The sequence below is a fragment of the Epibacterium ulvae genome (assembly GCF_900102795.1).
GTDB classification, from domain to species: Bacteria; Pseudomonadota; Alphaproteobacteria; order Rhodobacterales; family Rhodobacteraceae; genus Epibacterium; species Epibacterium ulvae.
Map to the genome: position 1 here is coordinate 306,326 of NZ_FMWG01000003.1, position 25,430 is coordinate 331,755.

The 25,430-nt window shown below is 51.4% G+C and carries 19 protein-coding genes, 1 tRNA gene and 2 pseudogenes; 9 read left to right on the plus strand and 13 right to left on the minus strand.

Features of this window, described 5'->3' with window-relative positions:
* The first annotated feature begins 40 nt into the window (after positions 1-40).
* Positions 41-2,782, plus strand: coding sequence for a DNA gyrase subunit A (gene gyrA, locus BLP79_RS06450; protein WP_090217427.1), 2,742 nt, complete (start codon positions 41-43; stop codon positions 2,780-2,782).
* Between the two features lie 146 nt (positions 2,783-2,928).
* On the opposite strand, the gene BLP79_RS06455 is transcribed toward gyrA, so the two are convergent.
* Entirely contained in the window at positions 2,929-3,294 is a 366-nt protein-coding gene (locus BLP79_RS06455) for a hypothetical protein (RefSeq protein ID WP_090217429.1), read from the minus strand.
* Between the two features lie 133 nt (positions 3,295-3,427).
* Positions 3,428-4,024, minus strand: coding sequence for a lytic transglycosylase domain-containing protein (locus BLP79_RS06460; protein WP_090217431.1), 597 nt, complete (start codon positions 4,022-4,024; stop codon positions 3,428-3,430).
* A gap of 221 nt (positions 4,025-4,245) precedes the next feature.
* Between BLP79_RS06460 and ssb the strand changes: the two genes are divergently transcribed.
* On the plus strand, positions 4,246-4,779 hold the full coding sequence (gene ssb, locus BLP79_RS06465; RefSeq protein ID WP_090217432.1) for a single-stranded DNA-binding protein: 534 nt from the start codon (positions 4,246-4,248) through the stop codon (positions 4,777-4,779).
* 67 nt (positions 4,780-4,846) lie between these two features.
* Here the strand turns inward: ssb and BLP79_RS06470 are convergent, their stop codons facing one another.
* The 3 genes from BLP79_RS06470 to BLP79_RS06480 form a co-directional block, all read right to left on the minus strand.
* Positions 4,847-5,416 (minus strand): NYN domain-containing protein, encoded by a 570-nt coding sequence (locus BLP79_RS06470; protein WP_090217434.1) that lies wholly within the window; start codon positions 5,414-5,416, stop codon positions 4,847-4,849.
* 131 nt (positions 5,417-5,547) lie between these two features.
* On the minus strand, positions 5,548-6,663 hold the full coding sequence (aroB, locus tag BLP79_RS06475) for a 3-dehydroquinate synthase (protein WP_090217436.1): 1,116 nt from the start codon (positions 6,661-6,663) through the stop codon (positions 5,548-5,550).
* Complete coding sequence (locus BLP79_RS06480) at positions 6,663-7,250, minus strand: shikimate kinase (RefSeq protein WP_090217438.1); 588 nt, start codon at positions 7,248-7,250, stop codon at positions 6,663-6,665. Before BLP79_RS06480 ends, aroB begins: the two co-directional genes overlap by 1 nt.
* A 79-nt stretch (positions 7,251-7,329) precedes the next feature.
* Here BLP79_RS06480 and BLP79_RS19625 point away from each other — a divergent pair, with 79 nt between their 5' ends.
* The 5 genes from BLP79_RS19625 (at position 7,330) to BLP79_RS06500 (ending at position 12,486) form a co-directional block, all read left to right on the plus strand.
* Complete coding sequence (locus tag BLP79_RS19625) at positions 7,330-7,479, plus strand: hypothetical protein (protein ID WP_170830458.1); 150 nt, start codon at positions 7,330-7,332, stop codon at positions 7,477-7,479.
* The gene (locus BLP79_RS06485) at positions 7,469-9,025 is read left to right on the plus strand and encodes a hypothetical protein (RefSeq protein ID WP_232716201.1); all 1,557 of its coding nucleotides are present in this window, start codon (positions 7,469-7,471) and stop codon (positions 9,023-9,025) included. The genes BLP79_RS19625 and BLP79_RS06485 overlap by 11 nt, the downstream gene beginning before the upstream one ends.
* A 5-nt stretch (positions 9,026-9,030) precedes the next feature.
* The gene (locus BLP79_RS06490; RefSeq protein WP_090217632.1) at positions 9,031-10,014 is read left to right on the plus strand and encodes a site-specific tyrosine recombinase XerD; all 984 of its coding nucleotides are present in this window, start codon (positions 9,031-9,033) and stop codon (positions 10,012-10,014) included.
* A 93-nt stretch (positions 10,015-10,107) separates the two neighbouring features.
* Positions 10,108-11,403 (plus strand): HlyC/CorC family transporter, encoded by a 1,296-nt coding sequence (locus BLP79_RS06495; protein ID WP_090217440.1) that lies wholly within the window; start codon positions 10,108-10,110, stop codon positions 11,401-11,403.
* 96 nt (positions 11,404-11,499) lie between these two features.
* A complete protein-coding gene (locus tag BLP79_RS06500) occupies positions 11,500-12,486 on the plus strand; it encodes an SDR family oxidoreductase (protein ID WP_090217441.1) in 987 nt (328 codons plus the stop codon).
* 66 nt (positions 12,487-12,552) lie between these two features.
* Here BLP79_RS06500 and BLP79_RS06505 read toward each other — a convergent pair whose 3' ends face one another.
* Together BLP79_RS06505 and BLP79_RS19630 are read right to left on the minus strand one after the other, a co-directional pair.
* Positions 12,553-16,335: a Hint domain-containing protein gene (locus BLP79_RS06505; RefSeq protein ID WP_232716198.1), complete on the minus strand. Its 3,783-nt coding sequence runs from the start codon at positions 16,333-16,335 to the stop codon at positions 12,553-12,555.
* Between the two features lie 742 nt (positions 16,336-17,077).
* Complete coding sequence (locus tag BLP79_RS19630) at positions 17,078-17,233, minus strand: hypothetical protein (RefSeq protein WP_157843940.1); 156 nt, start codon at positions 17,231-17,233, stop codon at positions 17,078-17,080.
* 237 nt (positions 17,234-17,470) lie between these two features.
* Here BLP79_RS19630 and BLP79_RS19475 point away from each other — a divergent pair.
* Together BLP79_RS19475 and BLP79_RS20235 are read left to right on the plus strand one after the other, a co-directional pair.
* Positions 17,471-17,614 (plus strand): annotated as a pseudogene (locus BLP79_RS19475) (IS3 family transposase); the annotation flags it as partial.
* A 337-nt stretch (positions 17,615-17,951) separates the two neighbouring features.
* A pseudogene (locus BLP79_RS20235) lies at positions 17,952-18,269 on the plus strand (recombinase family protein); the annotation flags it as partial.
* 505 nt (positions 18,270-18,774) lie between these two features.
* Here the strand turns inward: BLP79_RS20235 and BLP79_RS06515 are convergent.
* The 6 genes from BLP79_RS06515 to BLP79_RS06540 form a co-directional block, all read right to left on the minus strand.
* Positions 18,775-18,864, minus strand: a tRNA-Ser gene (locus BLP79_RS06515).
* 150 nt (positions 18,865-19,014) lie between these two features.
* Positions 19,015-21,378, minus strand: coding sequence for a DUF3772 domain-containing protein (locus BLP79_RS06520; protein WP_332835848.1), 2,364 nt, complete (start codon positions 21,376-21,378; stop codon positions 19,015-19,017).
* A gap of 44 nt (positions 21,379-21,422) precedes the next feature.
* The gene (locus BLP79_RS06525; protein WP_090217446.1) at positions 21,423-22,457 is read right to left on the minus strand and encodes a cysteine synthase A; all 1,035 of its coding nucleotides are present in this window, start codon (positions 22,455-22,457) and stop codon (positions 21,423-21,425) included.
* A gap of 96 nt (positions 22,458-22,553) precedes the next feature.
* Entirely contained in the window at positions 22,554-23,675 is a 1,122-nt protein-coding gene (locus BLP79_RS06530; protein ID WP_090217448.1) for an NUDIX domain-containing protein, read from the minus strand.
* A 20-nt stretch (positions 23,676-23,695) separates the two neighbouring features.
* Positions 23,696-24,136, minus strand: a complete 441-nt coding sequence (locus tag BLP79_RS06535) for a TrgA family protein (RefSeq protein ID WP_090217449.1) — start codon at positions 24,134-24,136, stop codon at positions 23,696-23,698.
* Positions 24,137-24,149: 13 nt separating this feature from the next.
* Complete coding sequence (locus tag BLP79_RS06540) at positions 24,150-25,355, minus strand: SAM-dependent methyltransferase (RefSeq protein WP_090217451.1); 1,206 nt, start codon at positions 25,353-25,355, stop codon at positions 24,150-24,152.
* Between the last annotated feature and the right edge of the window lie 75 nt (positions 25,356-25,430).

Sequence of the window (25,430 nt, forward strand, 5' to 3'; positions counted from 1 at the left end):
ACACAAGATATAGACCCCAAAGAAAGAACGGGCAGCCAACGTGAGCGATACGCCGGAAACTCCTGAAAACATGGAAGAAAACCTACCGGAACGTCCGGCATATGATGGACCTTCTGTTTCTATTGAAACCGAGATGCGTAATTCCTACCTGGATTACGCAATGTCTGTTATTGTCAGTCGGGCCATTCCTGATCTGCGCGATGGCTTGAAACCAGTGCACCGACGTATTCTTTACGCCATGCATGAAACAGGCAATACGCACGAAAAGACTTATCGAAAGTCCGCACGTCCTGTTGGTGATGTAATGGGTAAATACCACCCTCACGGGGACGGTGCGATCTATGACGCGCTTGTGCGTATGGCACAGGATTTCTCTATGTCACTGCCTCTTCTGGATGGTCAGGGCAACTTTGGTTCCATGGATGGCGACAATCCAGCGGCGATGCGCTACACCGAAGTGCGCATGGATAAACCCTCGGCCTTTATGCTGGCAGACATCGACAAAGATACCGTCGATTTTCAAGACAACTACGACGGCAAAGACAAAGAGCCGACTGTCCTCCCTGCCCGTTTCCCCAATATGCTGGTCAATGGTGCGGGTGGTATTGCGGTTGGTATGGCGACCAACATTCCACCACACAACTTGGGCGAAGTTGTTGATGCGACACTGGCCCTGATTGACGAACCCGATCTTACATCAGAACAGCTGATCGAATATGTGCCCGGTCCTGATTTCCCAACTGGAGCCACTATGCTTGGCCGGTCGGGCGCCCGCAAAGCTTATCTGGAAGGGCGCGGCAGCGTCATTATTCGCGCAAAAACCCGCGTCGAAGAGATCCGCAAAGATCGCTATGCAATCGTCGTGGATGAGATCCCCTATCAGGTCAATAAGGCCTCGATGATTGAAAAGATCGCGGAACAGGTGCGCGAAAAGCGCATTGAAGGCGTCGCTCATGTGCAAGATGAATCAGACCGCAACGGCGTGCGCGTCGTTGTCGAACTGAAGCGCGATGCAACGCCTGAAGTGGTCTTGAACCAGCTTTACCGTTTTACCCCCATGCAGACCTCTTTTGGCTGTAATATGCTGGCTTTGAACGGTGGCCGCCCAGAACAGCTAACCCTGCGTCGGTTCTTGACCTCATTCATTGATTTCCGCGAAGACGTTGTTGCACGCCGCACAGCTTATCTGCTGCGCAAGGCACGCGAACGCAGCCACATTCTGTGTGGTTTGGCTGTTGCAGTGTCGAATGTGGACGAAGTTGTTGCGACGATCCGCGCCTCTGCTGATGCCGCCGAAGCCCGTCAAAAACTGATGGAACGTCGTTGGCCTGCTGCAGATATCGCAAGTTACATTCGCCTCATTGATGATCCAACGCATACAATGAATGACGATGGCACCTATAATTTGTCTGAAACTCAGGCCCGTGCCATTCTTGAACTGCGCCTTCAACGCCTGACACAGATTGGTGTAAAAGAAGTCACGGACGAGCTGGAAGAACTGGCACGTAAGATCAAAGAATACCTTGAAATTCTGTCCTCTCGCGAACGTATCATGGGCATCATTGCCGATGAACTGCGCGAAGTGAAAGAGAATTTTGCAGTGCCCCGCCGTACCGAGATCGTCGATTGGGCTGGCGATATGGACGACGAGGACCTGATCGAGCGCGAAGATATGGTCGTGACGGTGACTTCAGGCGGGTATATCAAACGCACACCTCTGGCTGATTTCCGTCAGCAAAAACGCGGCGGCAAAGGCCTGTCGGGGATGCAGACCAAAGAAGAGGATGTGGTCACCACCCTCTTTGTCGCCAACACCCACACACAACTGTTGTTCTTCACAACGGATGGGATGGTTTACAAACTCAAGACTTGGCGCCTGCCACAGTCTGGCCGAACCGGTAAAGGTAAGGCGATTGTGAATATCCTACCAATCCCAACCGGTGTCTCGATTGCCGCAATCATGCCGGTAGATCGTGACGAGAAAGAATGGGCTGATTTGCAGATTATGTTTGCAACTTCTGCAGGGACTGTCCGGCGCAACCGCCTGTCAGATTTCACCAACGTGAAATCCAACGGTAAAATCGCGATGAAGTTTGAAGACGATAACGTTGACACCAAGCTCATCAACGCGCGCATCTGTTCAGAAGATGATGATGTTATGCTGGTCACCAATTCAGGCCGCGCCATCCGTTTCCCATCTACAGAAGTTCGCGTCTTTAACTCTCGCAATTCTGTTGGCGTGCGGGGTGTTAAACTGAATGATGGCGATGAAGTTGTGTCTATGTCGGTGATCCGTCATTCAAAATACACACCAGAACAGCGTACCGCTTACCTTAAAATGCGTCGCGCAATGGCTGGTCTCACCGATGACGATGCTTCAGATGAAGAGGCTGTGGAAGATCCAAATTTCTCAACCGAGCTTTATGCGGAAATGTCAGCAGCAGAAAACCTGATCCTGACCATCACCACAGGGGGGGCCGGAAAGCTCTCCTCCAGTCATGACTACCCAGTGCGTGGTCGTGGTGGCATGGGCGTGACAGCGATGGACAAGGCTATGCGGGGTGGTGCACTGGTCGCATCTTTCCCGGTTGAAATGGGTGATCAGATCATGTTGGCAACCTCGAAGGGGCAATCAATTCGCGTCCCCGTCGAAGGTATTTCCTTCCGGTCCCGCTCGGCAGGCGGTGTGCGTGTCTTTAATACCGGCGCTGGTGAAGAAGTTGTCTCGGTCGCTTGGATTGCAGAGCAAAACGACGAAGAAACCGAGGCGAACGAAGAGTAAAACTCTTCGCTGAAACCTCTAAGATATCTAGAGCCGCCCAATTTGAGGGCGGCTTTTTTCATATTGCGTCGCGCCAGAAACAAAAAGCGCCCCATCTGACACCAGATGAAGCGCACGAGTATTGTGAGCGATAGACCTTATCGTGATCAGCTGAGCGTAATAATCGCGACCATGACCAAGTTGATCGTCGAAAACCCAGCCCATGAGGGAACCCGTTTTTGGCGAAATATGTTAACAATCGCCAATACAACTGAGGCCACAACTGCCGCAAGGCTGAGCATGGAAAAAAGCTGGTCTAAATCGTTTTGGAAAACTGCCGTTTCTAAAATCCAAAACCCTTTAAAGGCAAAGCCAATCAAACAGCCCAAAAGTGCTCCCAAAAGAGATAGCTCAGTCAAGGGTTTACGTGTTTCGCGTGCTGCAATCACCTGATCAACCATCATTTTGGATGGTGCGGCTGTTGGGACCCAGTGAATGCCATTCAGGCGATTTTCAAAGCTACTTACGGTCAAGTTCTTCACTCCTAGAATTGGAGAAAAGTTGACAAAAGATTAAGGCGACTTAGTGGCAAACTGACGTCGTTAACGAGACATTAAGCATTGTAAACAAATTGTTTCGAAAATTCTAACAGACTGCTCCCTGCCGCTAGCTGCCCCAGATTTTACGCACGTAATTCTGGGTCTCTTTATAGGGTGGAATACCACCGTGTTTCGTCACAGCATGAGGCCCTGCATTGTAGGCTGCCAAGGCCAAGCGCCAAGATCCGAAAGTGCGATATTGCTGCGCCAGATACCGCGCGCCGCCTTCCAGATTCTGCTTGGGAATCGTTGGATCGACCCCCAGTTCCGCAGCTGTCGCGGGCATCAACTGAGCGAGGCCAAGCGCACCCTTATGAGACTTGGCCTTTGGGTTCCAGTTACTTTCTTGTTGGATCAGTCGAAGAAATAGCTCTTCTGGTATGTTGTGTGTTCGCGCTACTGCGCGTGCAAGGCCCAGATACTCACCCCGATATTTTCCACGGTACTGGCGGGTGAAGTTAGAACTTTGCTCTGGAATTTCAATTGCATAGGTTTGAGGTTTCAAACGATCAGAATTTTTGTACTGCGACGCAGCACGCGTATCCAGAACTTTTGCATGCGCAGAAAAGATATCTCGACGGCTTTTGCTGCCAAAAATCTCAGCCTGAACGGCACTCGCACCAACGGACAGCGCAACCGTCGCTGCAATCACAAAAACTCTCATTGATCCATCCCACACTTCGCCGCTCTCGGCTCGCTACGACTATAGCCGATTTAAGAACAATTTGAACCACCTGCGTTGAACACGAATAATCTGCCGTTCAAAATCGGCAGGAACGTGCCTTCCCTCGGTCTAATCGCGCGGGTAATATGGCGCAAATCACAACACTCTGACGGCGGAGAATCGACACCTTCCGCCCAAACGACGAAGGACAGGACCATAAAATGGCCGGATCACTGAACAAAGTCATGCTCATCGGCAATCTGGGCCGCGACCCTGAGGTTCGCAGCTTCCAGAATGGCGGCAAGGTCTGCAACCTGCGCATCGCAACGTCTGAAACCTGGAAAGATCGAAACACAGGTGAACGTCGCGAAAAAACGGAATGGCATTCTGTTGCAATCTTCAATGAAGGTTTGGTGCGTGTTGCAGAGCAGTACTTGCGCAAGGGTTCAAAAGTTTACATCGAAGGCCAGCTGCAAACCCGAAAATGGCAAGATCAAAGCGGTCAGGACCGATACAGCACCGAAGTTGTGCTCCAAGGATTTGGCTCTACGCTCACCATGCTAGATGGTCGCGGTGAAGGCGGCGGTGGCGGCTTTGGCGGTGGCCAAAGCGGTGGTGGCTACGGCGGCGGCCAAAGCGATGGCGGTTATGGCGGCGGAGGGTATGATAGCGGCCCGCAAAGCGGCGGTGGTTTTGGGGGCGGCAGCCAAAGCGGGCCGTCTCACAACATCGATGATGACGAAATTCCGTTCTAATCACGAACAGATCAAACGATATACACCTTTAGAAAGAGCCACATATGCAGGCTCTTTCTATTTTGGCTTATTGCAGTTGATCTCTCGCAAGCCAAAACCCATCTGCACTGTCCCCGCCTTTAATTAAATGCCCCTGTCGTAATACTTCAGGGTAGGCTGCAATCCAGTCTCGGAACCGGTCATTGCTGACAATTTTTGCATCCAAGGTGCGCGCGAAATCCAAAATCATGGGATCCGCTTGCGTACCGCGATGCACAACTGTGACCTGTTTTTCAGGTACACCCAGTGCTTTGGCCAGTGCTCGGTTGTTTTGGTAATGCCCCGACAAAAGATAACCAGCATTCGCATCGAAAACGATGCAAGGCACAAACTGCAAACGGGTCAGTTGATCAACGATTTCCCGAACACTGTTAACGCTGGGCACCCCATCACGCCAGTACATCACATTAGAACCATCGATGACGATATACTTGGGTTTTAATTTTCGGATGCGCGCGAAGACTGCGCGAAATAAAATAAATAAGCTGGCAGAGAATATAGCAAAGCCAATCACAACAAAATCTGACCAAGCGTCATTGATTGCCGAGAGAACCAATACAAGTGTTGAGAAAATCACCAAAGAAAGTGCAACAAACATACTCGTCAAACCATCGCAAACACAAAAACCTGGCCTGCAGTCCCAAACTAGGTCGTGAATATTATCAACTTACGCGATCACAACTGACGCCCAGTTTGGGAGAACAAATAGCAGCTAAAGGGCCGTTAAACCTACCGCGCTGCGAGAGCATCCTGCAGCACATTCAAAACAAGATTTTGGGGAACATCTGCGGTGACAAATGCCTCGCCAATGCCACGCGCGAGGATAAAGCGCAGCTGACCATCAATGACCTTTTTATCCTGGCCCATCAAGTCTACCAGCGCCTGTGCATCTGGAAGATCCCCCGGAATGTCTGCAAGATCAACTTTCATGCCCATGTCTTTTAGATGTGCACGCACCCGACTGGGCGCCTCTTGGCTGCATAAACCAAGGCGAGAAGACAGTTCAAACGCCAAGGCACATCCAATCGCAACCCCCTCGCCATGCATGAGACGATCAGAATATCCCGTCGCAGCCTCCAACGCGTGACAAAAGGTGTGCCCAAGATTCAATAGCGCGCGATCCCCTTGTTCGGTTTCATCCCGCACAACAATATCAGCTTTCATTCGAACGGAATGTGCTACGGCTTGCACACGTGCCTCAATATCCCCGGCTGAAAGCTTAGGGCCATGTTCTTCGAGCCAGGCAAAAAACTCAGCGTCTCCCAACAATCCATATTTCACCACCTCGCCATAACCTGACAGGAAATCGCGCGGTTCGAGTGTGGCAAGAACGTCTGTATCTGCAAGTACCAAGGAGGGTTGATGGAAGGCCCCAATCAAATTCTTTCCGTGTGGGGCGTTAATGCCGGTTTTTCCACCAACAGAACTATCAACCTGAGCTAAGAGCGAGGTCGGAATTTGAACGAAACGTACACCACGACGCAGGACTGCGGCTGCGAATCCCGCGAGATCTCCGATCACCCCACCGCCCAAGGCGATCACAATATCATTGCGCTCCACCTTTTGCTCGAGCAGCCATTCCACAGAGCGGGTAAATTGAGGCCAGCCTTTCGTACTCTCTCCGGCAGGCAAGGCAAGCGCGGTCATTTCGATACCTGCTCTTGCAAGACCTGCCTGCAAAGCTTCAAGATGGAGCTCTGCAACAGTTTCATCCGTCAAAACAGCAACCCGGCGGCGCGTGCCAAGCAGTGGTAAAATACGTTCACCCACTTGCGCAATCAGACCCGGACCGACAACGACATCATAGGCGCGCACGCCAAGATCCACATGTACGGTTTGTTCCATTATTCAAACTCCACCACGTCCGGGCGTGCTTTTAATGCGTAAAGCACCCGTTCAACCATTTCTTCAATCGAGGAGAGCCCGTCAGAAACGACGCTTAAATCGGCCAAACTATAAATTGGCACACGGGCTTCGTATAAGGATTTGAGCGTTGCATAGGGATCATCCGTCCGCAGCAAAGGACGCGTATCGCGATGGCGCACACGTTTCCACAACACTTCAAGATCGGCCTGTAAACAGACAGCGACACCGTGTTTTGCAATAATGGAGCGGTTCTCATCCGCCAAAAACGCACCACCACCCGTTGACAACACGCCCCGCTCTTCTTTGAGCAAACGTGCAATCACCTGACGTTCTTTATCACGAAAAAAAGCTTCTCCTTCACGCGCAAAAATCTCAGGGATAGTGAGGTTTGCAGCGGCTTCGATTTCATGATCACTATCAAGAAACGGAACCTCCAAGCGCTGCGCCAGCGCCCGACCTACTGCCGTTTTACCAGCCCCCATCATGCCAACCATGACGATCGTCTTTTTAAGACGCCCCGGTGCTCTATGCATCACACCGCTCTCGTTTTGCTCTTTTTCGCTCATACTTCAGTGAATGACGTGATATTCCAGAAAAGGCCATATATAACTTTAAGAAAAGATATTGAGACGGGTAGGAGTGACCATGGGGCGACTAATCAAATATTTGCTTTACCTTGTAATTCTCGCCGGAATTGGTCTGGTGGCCTATGCTTATGTAGGACCTTGGTTTGGAGCAGATTTTAACGCACCATTAGAAGAAGTGCGTAAGCCTGTGGTGCTGAATGCCAATTAGGCTGGCAAGCGCCGCCACATTTGTTGCTGTCTGTCTGTGCACTGCGCCTAAGTTAGGCCAGGCAAACGAAAACATGCCGCTGGCGGCAATTGACTGGCTATCGCAAAACCAGCTGCGCAACGATCTGCCCGGCACAATTTTGAAAGAACCACCGGCAACCACAAGCGCTGCACAGCCTGAAATAACAGTCACGCCGCTCAAAGCCAAAAGTGGCCCCATTGGCCTTGTTTCAGCAGCAACTACGGGATTGCCCGTCGATCTATGGGGAAACAGTGCAGCGAAAGAGCTTGCGCATCTTATCCACGCCGTAAAAGTCGACAAAAGTCCAGCCATGCAGGCTCTTTTGTTTACGCTTCTTTTATCTGAGACACATCCCCCCACAACTGATCCAGATACTTTGCTTTTGGCCCAATTGGATCGGCTGATGCAATTGGGGGCACCAGATCCAGCGCAAGCACTTGCAGAGCAAGCAGGCCCGACCGCCACACCTGCGCGTTTTCAAAGATGGTTTAATGCCGCGCTTCTGACCGGGGATGAAGATCTGGCTTGTGCTGCGTTGGCTGCAAAGCCGTTCCTTGCGCCAAATTATGCAGCCCGCATTTTCTGCTCGGTGCGACGTGGTGACTGGTCAACGGGTGCCTTGACCCTTGAAACGGCTTATAGTTTGGAATTGTTACCTGAATCCGAACTGGCACTTTTAGATCGTTTTCTGAACCCAGACATCTTCGAAGATGCATCACCACTCCCAAAACCGCGCAACGTAACCCCCCTAGAGTTTCGCCTGTTTGAAAGCATCGGAGAAGCGCTTCCAACCCCCCCCCTGCCCCGCGCCTTTGCCGCGGCAGATCTGCGCGGTGTATCAGGCTGGAAAGCCCAAATCGAAGCCGCAGAGCGGCTCACTCATATAGGTGCACTGAACCCCAATCAACTGCTTGGCCTTTATACAGAACGCAAGGCCGCCGCATCAGGTGGCGTATGGGAACGCGTTGCGGCCATCCAAGATTTAGACAATGCCTTGAATGCGAAAAACAAAACAAAGGTCGCTGAAACACTACAAACCGCCTGGCATGAGATGCAAGCTATTGGGATCGAAATCGCTTTTGCAGATCTGTTCTCCACGCGCCTCGCCGCCCTTCCTTTGGAAGGTTCTTCTGCTGTCTTAGCTTGGCACATCAACCTACTTTCAGCAGATTACGAAGTAGCAGCAGAAAACCGCCCGAATGAGACGCCAGAAACCCTTTTGCTATCAGCGATTGCAAGTGGGGATGCTGTCGAAAACACCCCTACCTCACCTCTTGCGCAGGCGATAAACACAGGATTCAACAGCGGCAGTAAGGCCCAAGAACTGGCCCCCAAAGCGCTTCGCGACCTCATCGAACAAGGTGACCTGGGAGAAGCCATCCTAGAAGCAATGATGCTGTTTCAACAGGGCGCGCAAGGCAACAGCGCCTCGCTTTCACAAGCGCTTGCAACATTCCGATTGGTTGGTCTGGAAGACACTGCACGTCGGGCAGCGTTGCAATTGTTGATTTTGAAAGACGAATAACCATGATGAGTATTCCCCGTGATGATCTAGGGTGGATCTCCCTCTTTTTAGATGCTCAAGCTGCTGAAATAGGCGCGGCGCAAAACACACTCCTTGCTTATGGGCGAGATTTGCGTGATGTCGCGAGCTGGCTCAAATCCAACACCTCCAGCTTTGTCGAGATGCAGCGGTCAGATGTGGAATCATATCTGATTGCCTGCGATGCCGAAGGGCTATCACGCGCCACACGTGCCCGGCGCCTCTCTGCGATCAAACAGATCTATCGTTTTGCCTTTGAAGAAGGCTGGCGCGAAGACAATCCCGCCATACAAATCAAAGGGCCAGGACGCGCAAAACGCCTTCCCAAAACCTTGGAGGTGATCGAGGTTGATCGCCTATTGGACGCCGCACGCAAAAGCGGACGAGCTAAAACAGACAGGCTGCGCAATACCTGTTTGGTCGAACTTCTCTATGCAACTGGCATGCGTGTCACCGAATTGGTATCCTTGCCCGTCTCTGCGGCACGGGGTGATCCACAGATGATATTGGTCAAAGGCAAAGGTGAGAAAGAGCGTTTGGTGCCTCTCTCCCCGCCAGCCCGAGATGCGCTGGCAAGTTGGTTGCTTGAACGCGATCGCGTTGACGCTTTGGCACAAAGCAAAGGCAAACCTGCGTCTCGGTTTTTGTTTCCCAGCCGGGGAAAGTCTGGCCACCTCACACGACACCGCTTTTACCTACTTATCAAAGAGTTTGCCGTCACGGGCGGAGTTTCCCCGGAGAAAGTGACGCCGCACACGCTGCGACATGCCTTTGCCACCCACCTTCTCGCCAATGGCGCAGACCTGCGCGCAATTCAAGCGATGCTAGGGCATGCTGATATCGCAACAACTGAGATCTACACTCATGTTCTGGATGCGCGCCTGTCTGAACTGGTGCATGAACACCATCCCCTTGCAAACACTGCGACCAAAACAGCGTCGATCACTGAAATTGAAGACGAAACACCTTGAAAAATCACCAGAGATCTCTTGATCCAACCAGTGCTGCGCCCCATAACCAATGGGGTATCCTAAATATTTCCAATTGATAGCGGTGATGGACACATGACACTTGACGGCGCGTTCTGGCTGACAGCGGGCGGTATTTTATTGCTTTTGGTATTGTCTGGATTCTTTTCAGGATCAGAAACAGCGTTAACGGCCGCGTCTCGCGGGAAATTGCGGACCCAAGCAGACAAAGGTGCACGCGGGGCAAAACGTGCGCTCAAAATCACCGAGGACAGCGAGCGCCTGATTGGTTCGGTTTTGCTCGGCAACAACCTCGTCAATATCCTCGCAGCCTCTTTAGCAACCTCATTGTTTACCCGCCTGTTCGGCGAAAGCGGCGTTGCCCTTGCTACCTTAGTCATGACTCTGTTGGTCTTAGTGTTTGCCGAGGTGCTGCCCAAAACCTACGCGATTTCCAACGCGGAAAAAGCCGCATCCACCGTTGCGCCAATCATTGGCGCTCTTGTCACGATATTGGCGCCCATCGTCGGTGCTGTCCGCCTTATGGTTCGCGGCATTTTACGCCTGTTTGGTGTCAGAATTGATCCAAACAGCCATATCATGGCGGTCCGCGAAGAAATTGAGGGCGCTCTTGCTCTTGGCCATTCTGAAGGATTGGTCGAAAAAGAAGATCGTGACCGTATCTTGGGAGCCTTAGATCTGGCAGAGCGCTTGGTGGAAGAGATCATGCTGCACCGCTCCAATATTGAAATGATCAATGCCGATGATGATCCACAGGACATTCTAGAGCAGATTCTAAAATCTCCACACACCCGCTTACCCGTGTTTCAAAACGAGCAGGAAAACATCATTGGTGTGGTTCACGCCAAAGATCTCTCTCGCCATATGTACGCGCTGATCAGCGGCCCAAATGGCGATGCCAATGCGCTGAGCACATTTAAAATCACAGAGGTTGCAACCCCCCCCTATTTTGTACCCGAAACCACAAGCCTTGATGATCAAATGCGCCAATTCCTGCGGCAAAGGTCTCATTTTGCACTGGTCGTTGACGAATATGGTGCATTGCGCGGCTTGATCACTCTTGAAGACATTCTGGAAGAGATTGTGGGTGAGATCACCGATGAATTTGACCCTGCTGCCGAGACTGTGGTGACGAAAACGCCAGAGGGGCATTTCCTGATCGACGGAGCAACAACCATTCGCGACTTGAATCGGGCCACCGATTGGGCCCTTCCTGATGAAGAAGCGAATACCATTGCAGGTCTGGTCATTCACGAAGCCCAGATGATTCCTACCGTTGGGCAGGTCTTTTCATTCCATGGTTTTCGTTTTGAAGTATCTGCACGCGAAGGCAATCGCGTAACAGAGCTGAAAGTGCGCCCGCTTCAATAACGACGCAATCCACACACACCAGGCAGATTTTACTTGATTTCCCATAAGAGATGCATGTTACGATGATTATTATACATTATTTTAATCGAGTAACACATGGAAAATCAAATCAATCGTCGCACGATGCTTGGCGCGGGTGCTGCATTGGCAGCGACTGCATCAATTGCCTCCTCCTCCCTCGCCCAAGCAGAGCCAAATAGTCTTTCAGGCCAATCTGTACTTATCACAGGTTGTTCAAGCGGGTTTGGATATTTAACCGCCCTGCATTGTGCAAGATTAGGCGCAAAAGTCGTCGCAAGCATGCGTAATCTGCCGCGACCTGAGGCAGACACGTTACATATGGCAGCCAAAGATCTCGATCTCCATATCGTCGAAATCGATGTCACAGATGATATAAGCGTCACGACCGGTACCGAGGCGGCGATATCTCTGATCGGTGGCGCTCCCGATATTTTGATAAACAATGCAGGCCTCGCCATCGTTGGTCCTTTGGAAGCACAGGATCTGGACGCGACGCGGCTGATTTTTGAAACCAATGTATTTGGATATCAACGAATGATCCGAGCCATACTTCCCGGCATGCGACATCGCGGGAGTGGCCATATTGTAAATATGTCTTCTCAATCTGGTCGTCTGATATGGCCGGGTCTTGGCCATTACTGCCCCACAAAGTTCGCCGTCGAAGCAATGTCAGACACATTGGCCTATGAAGTCGCAGATAAAGGGATTGATGTGACGCTCATCCAGCCCGGCGGATATCCTACAGCTTTCTGGAACAATCGTGAGACTTTGACTGGCGCGCTTAAAAAACGGTCTGACCCTAAGCACTTAAATGGTTACGGCGCGATGAGTGATAACATGGGTTCTGGTCGTGTACCTCAGTTGACGGGCGATCCGATGGATGTGCCCGAAGCTATTGCACGCAGTCTGGTCAGCCCACAAGGACAGCGCCCACATCGTGTTATGGTCAGCGCAAGCCGTCATCCGCAAGAAACTATCAACCAGACACACCGTGAAACACATCTCAATTTTTTAGGGCGCGGCCCATTTGGAGATGCTGCACGTAAAGTACACAACAGCTAATTCAGAAAAAATGAGGGGCGAGATTTTGCAACCTCGCCCCTCATTTATCAGACTTACGTCAGTGTCCTAGTGGACCAACAAGCGCGCTTCATGTTTTTTCAGAGAGCGGCGTGCGGAAACATATCCTTTGCGCCCCTCTTGATCTTTCAACTCAGGGAAGAGTGCAAAGATCTCATTGCGCTGATCTGCATCCAAGCCACGCAGGGTTTGATCCCCTGGTTGGAAGCTTTCGGTCCAAGCGCCATCAGACAGCACAACCTCGTGCTGATCAAACATGAAGTGGATATAGGTGATACCCGCTGTTTCGACAACGTCGACACCTTTTAGACCAGTCAGATGTTTCGCAGCGACCAAAACCTCACGGTCTTCGAAATAAAGCGCTGTTTTGTCATTTGCGACAAGAACACGGTGGTTTGGAGAAACCAACATGTCGCGCTCTGGCAGACCATTGCCCAATGCGCCCTGCCGGATCAGCACAGGCTGCAGTTTGGGTGATCCATCCATTTCTTCATGCGCCAGAGAGCGATGACCAACCCAGCGGATCTGTTGGATGCCATTATCACGGGTGATAATACGATCACCGACCTGCAGCTCTTCGACTTTGCGCTCACCCTGCGGGGTTGCGATCAAAGTGCCTGGCGTGAAACAGGGCAGAACCACGTTCTCAATCTCAGAGAAGGTCGCGGTGCCTGTTTCCATGCCGTCAGCATCAAGGAAGGTGACGGTGCCACTTTCTGGATCCCCGGGAGTAAAATCAACGGTCAAGCTGCCGCCAGGATTCGCAGCTTCAGCTGCACCTGTCAGGTCAAGAACGTCAATGTCGCTGTCATCCGGGTTTTCACCGCCGACAATTGTGTCGCCGACGCCAACACCTGTGAACCGGTCGGAATCCAACCCGCCACTTGCACTGTCCGCTTGCGCATCACCACCAAGGTCAATCGCATCTTCACCGTCGCCACCAGCCAGACTATCTGCGCCCTGACCACCAAGGATGGTATCATTGCCTTCACCACCGGTGACCGTGTCATCATCGATACCTGCGTCGATACTGTCGTTACCAGTACCGCCATCAATGCTGTCATCATCATCTTGGCCAAAGATAACATCATCACCTTCGCCGCCAAGGATCGTATCCATACCATTGGTTGGATCTGGATCTACTGGACGTCCATCCGAACCATCATCCGTGATATTCAGCGCATCTGGGAAGGCCGGATCCAATCCGCCATAGATCGTATCTGCGCCGGTTCCACCGAGAATACTGTCAGACCCTTCGCCGCCAATAATAACATCCGCGTCGGTTCCACCATCAATGGTATCATCATCGATCCCACCATCAATACTATCACGACCGGCACCACCTGAGATTAAGTCAGCGTCATCCCCTGTCGTAATCGTATCGTTGCCAGCACCACCTTCGACTGTGTCACGATCATTTTCAGGGTCAGTATCAGCAGGAGCCGCTGGGATATTTGGTGTTGTGCCCGTATAGCCTGCAAATCCGCGATCAACGAGTGGTCGACTACCGGACGTGTCGATCAGGTCATCGCCATCGTCCCCGGTAACACTGTCGTTGCCATCGCCAGCCTCAACAACGTCGTCGCCTTGACCGGCAATAATCGTGTCGTCGCCATCCTCACCTGAAAGCGTATCGTTATCGATCCCGCCATCAATGTAGTCATTGCCCGCACCGCCATCGATGCTGTCTGCGTCATCAAGACCATAGATGACATCGTCACCTTCGCCGCCATCGATGGTATCGCGATTATTCTCTGGGTCCGGATCAACGGCATTGCCGTCTTCATCGACATCCACCAGATCCAGCGGACCAGCAGCTGTCGGATCACCACCACCACTAATCGTATCGTTGCCTGCGCCACCTTCGATAAGGTCAGCGCCTTCGCCACCGATGATCGAGTCATCGTCTTCGCCACCATCAATCGTGTCATCATCAATGCCACCATCAATCGTGTCATTGCCTGTGCCGCCGGTAATGAGGTCAGCATCATCGCCTGTCGTGATGCTGTCGTTGCCTTCACCGCCGTCGACAGTATCGCGATCATCTTCGGGATCTGCATCGGCTGGAACTGCAACCGCACCGCCAACACTTGGAATACCACGATCTGGTGTACCCGCCGCAGAAGAGGTGTCGATCACATCGTCGCCATCATCTCCAGAGACACTGTCGTTCCCGTCACCGCCAACAAGCGAGTCATCACCGTCCCCACCGTCGATGATATCATTTCCATCACCACCATCAATGGTATCATTTCCAGCATCCGAAGGCGGCACCACAACAACCGGATCAAAATAAACATCGGTAACGCGTACACCGGTCGTGGCACCATCTTGTGCATGGTCGATCTCGATACGCGAGATTGGGCCAGGAATGGTCACAAGCAGAGAGTAATCTGGGTTGCTGGTATCAGCGAATCCACCCTGTGAAATGGCAGTGTCATTTCCCGCAACCGCATCGGTGTCATCCAGAGTGAGCAGCGGCCCACCTGATAGATTCACAACCGATGGATTTCCGTCTGCATCAAATGCAGTGACCTGAACAACGCCGCCGCCATCAATATCATTGATACGGAACGACACGTCTTCGACCGGACCAGAAAAGTCGAGGCGGTAGCCAATGCTATCCCCATCGGTTCGCACCAGCGATCCAAGTCCGCTTCTCTCGTCGGCATCACCGCCGCCCGTGTCGATATTGGTAACGTTCTCAAGCTCATCTGTGAAGAAGGTTTCAATACCCGCATCTTGTTGCGTGACCGAGAAATCAACCGTCACAGATCCCGTGTTCTGAGAGAATCCGCCATCTAGTGGATCGTCATTGTCAATTGGATCTGCGTCATTTGGGTCAGGCGCCAAATCCCATTCAAAAACTTCACGGCCTGGGCTGGTGGTCACGCCAGGTGCATTGGTGTCACCAGAGAGAACATCGTCCCCCTCACCACCATCAATGCTATCATTCCCGCCACCGCCGTGCACGGTATCATCACCGGCGCCAGCAATAACAGTATCATCGCCTGCCCCCGCATTTACAAGATCGTCATCGGGACCATCTGCAGGGTTGATCGCATCCCCATTGTCAATCCGGTCTCCTTCTGGATCACCCAGATAATCCGTATCGATCAAATCATCTCCGGCAGTGCCTTCAACAACACCGTCCAAGCCCGAGTTCAAGACGTCGTCATCCAAAACGGCTACATAATCGATTGAGCCATCAAAACTTTGCGCATAGTTATCTTCGGTCGTCTCGCGGATACCAATGGCAAAACTTTGTTCGCTATCATCGGTAATATCGAGGCTGAGACCTACTGTATCAGCACCATCAGTTGCACTGGTGCCTTGTGTGGTGTTCTCCACCACCATTTGAACACCGCCACTGTTCCATGAATAGGTCAGCTTGATGATATCATCAGGGCCTAAGAAATCATCTGGTGTGGTGAGTAATGCCGTTTCGCCGCTGTCCGCATGATAGACTTCAACCGCACCCTCAGCCGTAACGCGAACCTCAAAGTAATTTGGATCTGACCCATCGTCGCCAGTCAGCCCCCTGCTTACAACGGTCTGATCGTCACCTGTCAGTGGTTCATTTTGACGGAACTGCGTAACAATTGTACCAGTCTCCAAGTCAAACGCCGCATCGTCTCCATCGTCGACATCAAAACGCGACTGATCACCATTCCCTAGAAACCATCCGCCAGCAAACGTGCCACCAGAAGCCTCTAAGCCATCCTGTGCAATCCCATCACCCAGGCCGGTATCGTTGTTCTCAAAACCACCACGGAAGTCCCACAAACCAATTACGTTTGCGCTCGTGGTGTTATCAAAATTATCCGCCATCACTATCTCCTTTGTGACGCGACGCATTCTAGTCGGTGCACAGGCCCCTGCGACACAGACATGTGGCTCAGACGCAGTTACTCTCAATAAACTCAAGGAATGTGAATTTGGTTACCGCCCCAGCATCAAACAAACCAAACGATTTCTCTGTCGTGAGAACAAAGTAAAGACTTTCTTCTCAGTGGCTGTAATCAGGAGCTTGTCCTCAACATTCACCCCCCCAAGGGCTTAACTTTGTTTATCCGAGCAGAGCCTTCACACAAAGTTCAAATCACTAACTACTTACTTTCGAGGCTTTCGTTTTCGAGAAAAAAGGTAAAAATACGCCCAAGCTGTCAACTCACCACAAAATCGCCATTGTTTCGCAAATCAGCAAAAAACCTCAAGAAACGCAATAATGTAGGCCGTAATCATAACAAATACCCCTTACGCAGAAGCTTACTTACTTCAAATTGTCAGCAATTGAGAAACAAAAAGCATCCGCGTGTTTCAAATCTGTAACGCAAATCATGAATTCAAAAAAAACAAGGCAATATCGAGGCAACAGCAACAAAGTAGTCAAAATGGTAGAATTAACCTACTACAGTGGACAATTGTCGCATTTATGCCCGAATCACCCAAGGTATAACGTTTCAACACAATCAATAAAAGCGCCCCTAACCTTCTAAAAGCGCCACATATACCTAGGATTTGATGTATCACCTCAAAATACTAACCCAAGGTTAATGATAACCGGCTAATCTTAGTCTTCACCATCGATGAGCTGGATTTCGTATTCCTCAACTACATCGCCAAAGCTGTTGCGGTTCAGTTTCGCCTTACTGGCATAGTCTTCTATGCTTTCAAAATAAAAGCCATTTTCGTCTGGATCATATGGTTGTGCGTGTAGCTTCGGCATGTATCTATCTTCTCTGGCCTCTGGCGGGTTGCGCATGCAACCGTCTGGCTTTCGCCAAGAAACAGGAGGGCAAGGGTCAAAAGCGACCATAGGTCGGGATCAGAGCCACGCGCAGGTGCAGCGCAGCGAACCGAGCGTGACGAGGACCCACCCTTTGAACCGCGCGCGGGGGCGGGGCGGCTGACCCTCCGCCACTGAATTGGTTCGCCCGTATAGTTATCAAACGGAGGATCCAATATGGGAATCAAACGACACAAGCCGGAAGAGATTGTCACGAAGTTGCAGCAGGTTGAGGTGCTGTGCGGCCAGGGAATGCCGCGCATTGATGCAATCAGGCAGGTTCAGACAACGGAACAGACATTCTATCACTGGCGTAAGCAATAATAGCATTCTGGTGGAAAACCTGCTGGCGTCTGTGTCTCAGCACCAACGCCAGAAAAATGGTGAGCAAACCAAGAACCGTATGCGGGGCCGTGCGCTTAATGGTTATTGGGTGTTCCGCGCCCCGATTGGATACAAGTATGAGCGCGTTGCAGGCCATGGCAATATGCTGGTGCGGGATGAAGCTTTGGTATCCATCATCCAAGAGGCCTTGGAAGGTTTTGCCTCTGGTCATTTTGAAACACAGGCCGAAGTGAAACGGTTTCTGGAGTCCAACCCTGCGTTCCCGAAAGACTTCGCCGATGGCACGATCCGTTTTGAACGGATCATCCGTCTGATGACCCGCACGCATTTTGCGGGTTACATCGAAATACCTGAATGGGACGTGTCGCTGTGCAAAGGCCATCATGAAGGCCTGATCTCACTGGAAACTCATGAATTGATCCAGAAGCGGATCAAAGATGGGGCACGTGCACCCGCACGTAAGGATATCAGCGCCGACTTCCCACTGCGGGGCTTCGCATGTTGCGACGACTGCAACACCCCTCTGACGGCGTGCTGGTCCACCAGCAAGTCGGGCAAGAAACACCCGTATTACCTCTGCCACGCCAAAGGATGCCCGAGCTATCGCAAATCGATCCGTCGTGATGTGCTGGAAGGAGAATTTGATGCGCTGATGCAAAGCCTCACGCCATCCGAGGGTATGTTTGCCATGGCATCAAAGATGTTCAAAGACGCTTGGGGACAACGTGCGGGGCAGATGGAGGTTGACAAACGCCTGATCCGCACGGAGCGCAACAAACTGGATAAGCAAATCGAAGGCCTCTTGGATCGTGTCGTGGACGCGGATAGCTCGACCCTAATCACGGCCTATGAAAAGCGCATCGAAAAGATGGAGCGTGAGAAGCTGGTTTTAGACGAAAAACTGGTAAACCAAGGAAAGCCAATGCATACCTTCGAGCAAATGTTCGAACACGCCCTGCAATTCCTATCAAACCCGTGGAAACTCTGGAAAAGTGGAAATCTCATCGCCCAACGAACTGTCCTGAGACTGGCCTTTGCAGAGAAAATCAGCTTTGCAAGAAATGAAGGACTTCGAACACCCAAAACCAACTTACCATTCAAGGTGTTAGAGGGGTTTTCTTGCCAAAAGAAGATAATGGCGGAGAGACAGGGATTCGAACCCTGGAGACGGTTCCCCGCCTACACACTTTCCAGGCGTGCGCCTTCGACCACTCGGCCACCTCTCCGTTGAGGGGCCTTTTGAAGGAATGACATGAGGATTGCAAGACCAAAACAGCGGAAAAAGACGAAAGATTGATTATTTTTCAAACGCTATTTCAAACGCTTCGCCGTTGCTTCTTTTGAACAAGCCCCACTGGCAGCGGGGCTTGTTCTATTCAGCGTTTCACTGAATTAGGGTCATCTGCGCGCAGAACTTCGGGATTGCGTATCCACAGATCGCGTTGTGCAAATGGGATTTCAATCTGCTCTTGCGTAAAGCGTTCTGCAATCTTGTAGTTTAATTCAGATTTCACCGTTAGCATCCAGTTCACATCTCGCAAAATAGCACGGATCTCAAAATCAAGACTATCCGCACCAAACCCCTGAAACACCACGCTTGGCGCGGGATTTGCAAGAACCATAGGATGACTTTGCGCGATTTCCTGCAAGATTGCTTCGACCCTCCGTGGGTCGGTGCCATAGGCAACCCCAACGGGTACAATTACACGGCCAACCGTATTTCCACGGGTGAAATTGGTAACTGTCCCAGTGATCAGATCGGAATTGGGAACAATCACATCGGTGCGGTCGAATGTCTCAATCCGGGTGGAACGCACTGAGATATCGCGCACATAACCCATCATGCCCCCGACTTCGATCCAGTCCCCTTTTGAAATCGGGCGCTCGATCAGCAGGATAATGCCTGACACAAAATTCGACACGATGGTCTGGAGGCCAAAGCCAATCCCAACCGACAATGCCCCTGCCACAATCGCAAGAGATGATAAATCTAACCCAGCGGAGGAAATCGCGACCAGTGCCGCTAGGAAAATACCAACATATCCGGTGCCCGAGACAATCGCATTTTGACCACCTGGGTCAATTTTTGTCTTTGGTAAAAGCGAGCTGCGCAAACTGCCCTGAATGAAACGTGTCGCACTATAGCCAATGAAAAATACGACAGCAAAGGTGATAAAGGCTGTTGGTGAAATTCGCGTATCGCCGATCTCAAAACCATTGAGAAGCTTGCGCCACAAGTCAAACAGATCCGCATCCCGTACGCCCCAAACACGCGCCAAGAGAGGCATCGCAGCAAAGCTTAGCAAAAACCCAATCAGCACCGCCCCAAGGGTTTCTTTTGCTTCTGCGCCTTTGCCAGAAATCAATCCATAGAAATCAATCAGAAAACGATGCAAAACGAGGAACGCTGCGATCAACGCGAGTGTTTGAATTGCGGGATAAATCATAGCCTCTGCGGCAGCCATAAATCCCAAACTCGCCAGGATGGGTGAGACAAATCCTAAAAGATATGCGCCTCTGCGGACAAAATTCAAAATGAATCCTGCTCCCGCGGCCAGCGTTCGGCCAGCTTCAGTCTCGCTCACACTCTCATCACGGTTATCTCGTGCACGTTGCCCTTCACCGATCCGTCGCAATTGCAGCAAAACCAGTGCTGCAATCACAATCAACGGAAAGCGTAGAACCGCCAGCGCACCGTCTGAAAAAGAGGTCGTATGTTCAAATGCACCCAGCACGTCTTTCAGGACCAAAAGAAGCGCCAGCACATCCAGCAATGAACGTGACTTTAACGCGTTCTCAGGGTCAACAGGCAATAGCGCACTGCTAGCACCAGACAAGAACAGCTGCTTGCTCAGCCAACGAAATGCAAGAAGCGTCAAAGCCCAGCCCGGCACCTCGAGTAATAATAAGGTGCCTCTAACCCCAAGTAGATCGGAAACATCGATCACAAAAGTGATCACTACGATACCAGCATAGGGCAAGAACACCTGCAGCAAAGAGGCAACAAAGCTCCAAACGCCCGTACCTTTCCAATGCTTATTCCGAAAATAAGATGCCCCCTTCACCGCAAGCTTGCGCCCACCAACCAACAAGATCAGCGCTATAACAAGCGATATGGCCAACGACGGCCAAGTAGCTCCAATGTTACGGCGCACCGCACTTGAGCTCAATTGACCTTTCACCTCCCCCAAGACCGCATTGATCCCATCCTGCAACGCGGTGATTGCGCTGGGCCAATTTTCCGGATTAATTGGCACTGGACCACGCTCTAGCAAAACGGTCTTACGGCGCTCGCGAATGATATCATCAACTTCAATTACAAGGCCGTTTGCGCGCAATGCGGCCTCTTCCGCAATAATACGAGGCACACGCAGGTTTGCCAGCCGGGTCGTCAGGCGGCGGCGCAACTCGGCCAGATCTTGAGGTTCATCTACACCCTCTTCGGGCGCGTTACCCAATGCAGCAACCTGCGCTTCAAGCGTTTCGATCCGGCTTTGATTTTCAGTCTGCGCCTCGCGAAATCTATCACGAAATTCAACCAGATCTTCGCGCAATTGTTCGAGCGCAGCCGTCGATGCGCGATTGGCGTCAATCACACCTTCGGCACGTTGCGCAGTCTTGAGCCAAGACTGATAAAACACCTGTGCATCCGTCAACGGTGCTTCAGCAGCCGCTCCTGGCACGGTCACCACTTGTGCGTGAATCGGGGATGCGTTTAAAAAGCAAAGGCTGGTCAACACGACCAGCCCCACACAAAACGTTTGCAACGTTCTACAAATGAAAATCATGTTTCCTCGAAAACTCCGGGAATAGACGCAGGTGTATGGTTCATCCAGTCTGGGACGGGTAACCCTTTATCTCGCAGGAAATCTGGATTGAACAGTTTTGACTGATACCGTGTACCGTAATCACACAAGACTGTCACGATGGTATGTCCTGGCCCCAATTCACGCGCAAGGCGCACTGCACCTGCGATGTTAATACCCGACGACCCTCCCAAGACCAGACCTTCTTCGTGCAACAGGTCAAAGACATAAGGCAGCGCTTCTGTGTCTTCAATTTGATAGGCGTGATCTGGTTTAAACCCTTCCAGGTTTTTGGTGATACGCCCCTGCCCGATGCCTTCGGAAATAGAGGAACCGTTGGAAGCCAGTTCACCGGTCGTGTAAAAAGAATAAAGCGCAGCCCCCATCGGATCTGCCAGACCAATCTTCACACCTTTGGGCTGCAATGCTTCGGCAACACCGGCGAGTGTTCCCCCAGATCCGCAAGCACAAATAAAGCCATCGACCTTACCACCGGTCTGTTCCCAGATTTCTGGACCAGTGGTTTCAACATGCGCCTGACGGTTTGCTGTATTGTCGAATTGGTTGGCCCAGACCGCACCATTTGGTTCAGTCTTTGCTAATTCTTCAGCCAGACGGCGTGAATAATGCACATAGTTGTTTGGGTTGCGATAAGGTGCCGCGGGCACCTGAACCAGCTGTGCCCCTGCAAGACGCAGCATGTCCTTTTTCTCTTCGGATTGGGTTTCTGGGATCACAATGACCGTCTTGAACCCCATAGATGCGCCAACCAAGGCAAGCCCAATCCCAGTATTTCCAGCGGTACCTTCGACAATTGTTCCACCGGGTTTCAGGTCTCCACGCGCAATCGCATCCCGAATGATATAAAGCGCCGCACGGTCTTTGACCGACTGGCCCGGGTTCATGAACTCAGCCTTGCCGAGAATTTCACAACCGGTCTCATCTGACACCTTATTCAGGCGGATCAGTGGAGTGTGGCCAACAGCATCGGCCAGATCACGTGCAATGCGCATGGTATCCCTTTCAAACTTTCACACAGATGTAGCGAAGGGAGAACGCTTTCACAAGGTATCGCAAGGCAGATCCCCTTTGTAAGAACGTTGTTCCAACTACTGTAAATTTGCGCGAATACGATCCCGATGACGGGCCAACCACAAGGCTGTTGCGACCAGCGGCATGTCTTGATAGCGCTGCTTGTCCACACCTTCCATCAGAGCATCAAAGCTTAGGATCTGGCGACGGATATCTTCGCCCTCGCTCGCAAGCCCTCCGCCGCCTGCGACATTTTCCAAACTGCCTGTTCCAACAAAGAGATAGACCAGCTCACCTGATGCACCGCTGGAGGAATAGGTTCGCCCGGCACTATCCAAGTGTTCAATCACAATCCCAGCTTCTTCAAGCGCTTCCCTGCGGGCTGCCTGCTCTGGGGTTTCACCGGGGTCAATCAGACCTGCAACAGGTTCCCACATCCAAGGGTTCGTTTCTCCTGCAATGTAGGTGGCCGCCCGAAACTGCTCAACCAGTAAAACTTCATCCCGGATTGGATCATAAGGAAGAATAGCCGCTGCCTGACCAACAAGGAAAGACGCCCGATTCATCGTCTCAGACCACGTGCCATCATAGCGACGATGCTGGAAATCGATCTCCTCCAGCGCAAAGAAATTCATATAGGGACGTTTTCGCGCATGTACCCGAACGTGTTCTGATAACGGATGCGCTGGATCTTCTGGACGGCTTTTTTGATCCACCCAAGCGGCGGCGCGCAGATGTATTGCAATCAGGCCACCTGCAACCTCTGATGCAGGTTTCTGGCCATGATATGCCATAATTTCCTCGGCCGCACGCAAAGTCAGAGAAAACCACGTTTCACGCCACGTGGAAGCCTGCCAAGGTTCTTTTTGCAACGATACTGTATCTGCCCGCGTATAAATCTCGACTGTATGAGACGCACCCGCACTGCATACAACTGTTGCTGTTGACCACAGATGGCCTGTTGCCTCCAAATAGTAGGACAGGCACGCCTGATCGCTATCCGTCGCATTGAACAGCACGCCAGATGTCTGCTCCCCTCTAGAGAAGCCAAGAATCGGCGCATTCGCACCATCTGCGCATCGCAACTGGTAATCTGGTAAAACCGCAGAGGTCATTTCCACACCGATGACTGCACGCCCCAAGACCTGCTCCAGCAGTGGACGCTCACACAATGGACCGCAAATAAAGATTTTAGACAATTCGTTAATCCTATGAAGGCCTACTTCCAGCGTTTTGAGGCGCTTTCTGTCAGAACTCCCACGATGCAGCCCCCGATCGCAAGCGTTCCAAGCACGGCTGGAACTGAAATCAGGAATAAATAATCCACAGAGATTGTAAAAATAGCACCCAGCGCATCGAATGGGCCGTCAAAGCGATGGCGCATTGCCAGACGGAACATTTCATTGGAACCTTGCGCCAATAATCCAAGCCCCAACAAAAGTGCTGTTCCGGTCAATCCATTATTTAGGCCTGACACCAATCCACGACCGATCCGACGGTTGAAATAAAACCAGCCCACAAAAACACCCAAAGCCATATTCAATGGAAAAAAATAGCCCATATCCGTGCCCTCTGGCAGCAAAGGAACAATTTGCACAGAAGTGATATAAGCAAGAATAGCCAGCAGCACAGCGGCTATCAGTCTGGGTGCAGTTGGCATGGCGATCTTTCAGTTACCGATGAGAAATTGTGATCTGTGTCACATCACAGGTTCCCGCTTTAAACGCAGCAGCGCAAGAGGTCAGATAAAAATTCCACATTTTGCGGAACCGTTCATCAAATCCCAGTTCGCTGATAACATCCCAACGGGTGTTGAATGTTTCATGCCAGCGCCGCAGCGTTTGGTCATAGCTGCTGCCAAACTCGATAGAGTTCACCACATTCAGTCCCGCGCGTTCAACCTGCTGATGCAGAACTCCAGGACTGGGCAACATCCCTCCGGGGAAAATGTGTTTCTGAATGAAATCAATACCTTTGCGATAGATATCCCACCGGCGATCTGCGACAGTGATAATCTGTAATGTCGCTCGACCTTGTGGCTTTAATCGATTGCGAATGGTATCAAAATAGGTGGGCCAATACTGTTGTCCAACGGCTTCAAACATCTCGATCGAGACAATGCCATCATAGGTTCCTTTGACATCGCGATAATCTTGAAGACGCAGATTAACTTGATCAGATAACCCATTCTTTTCAATACGCTGCTGTGCAAAGTTAAGTTGTTCTTTACTGATCGTCAGACCTGTCACATGCAGCCCCCGTTCACGCGCTGCATATTCCGCAAAACCACCCCATCCGCATCCAATCTCAAGAATATGGTCTCCGGGCTTTGCCCCCATTTGATCAATCATCGAGGCGTATTTTTCTTGTTGAGCCCGCTCTAGGCTTTCTTGGCCATTTATGAACTTGGCACTGGAATAGGTCATCGTATCATCCAACCACAATTCGTAGAAATCATTCCCTAAATCATAGTGATACGAGATGTTCTTACGCGCCTGACGTCGGTGGTTTCGGTTCAGCCAGAACCGAAAACGCTCATATGCTCGCGCAAGGCCTTTTCCCGGAAATCCATCATAGACAGTATCCGCGCCCTCATGCACCAGATCCATAAATGCCTGTAGGTCACTGGTGCTCCACCAGCCTTCTAAATAGGCATCTGAAAAGCCGAGATCACCTTCCCGAACAAGGCGTGCAAAACAATCCGGATGATGGATGTGCAAATCCGCAGCAGGCCCCGATCGTTGTCCGATTGCGCGAAATATGCGCCCATCTTGCAGATGTATATCAAGTTGCCCTGTTTCCATTTGCGAAACCGCGCGAAAGACATGGGTAAAATAGCGCGGAAGATCCGGCTGCCCTTCGGTGGATGTCAGATACATATCTCTTCCCCCTTTGTCTGCTGGTATAACAAAAGGCTAGGACGAGATTTTAAATCTGGCAAGGATCACGTGAGA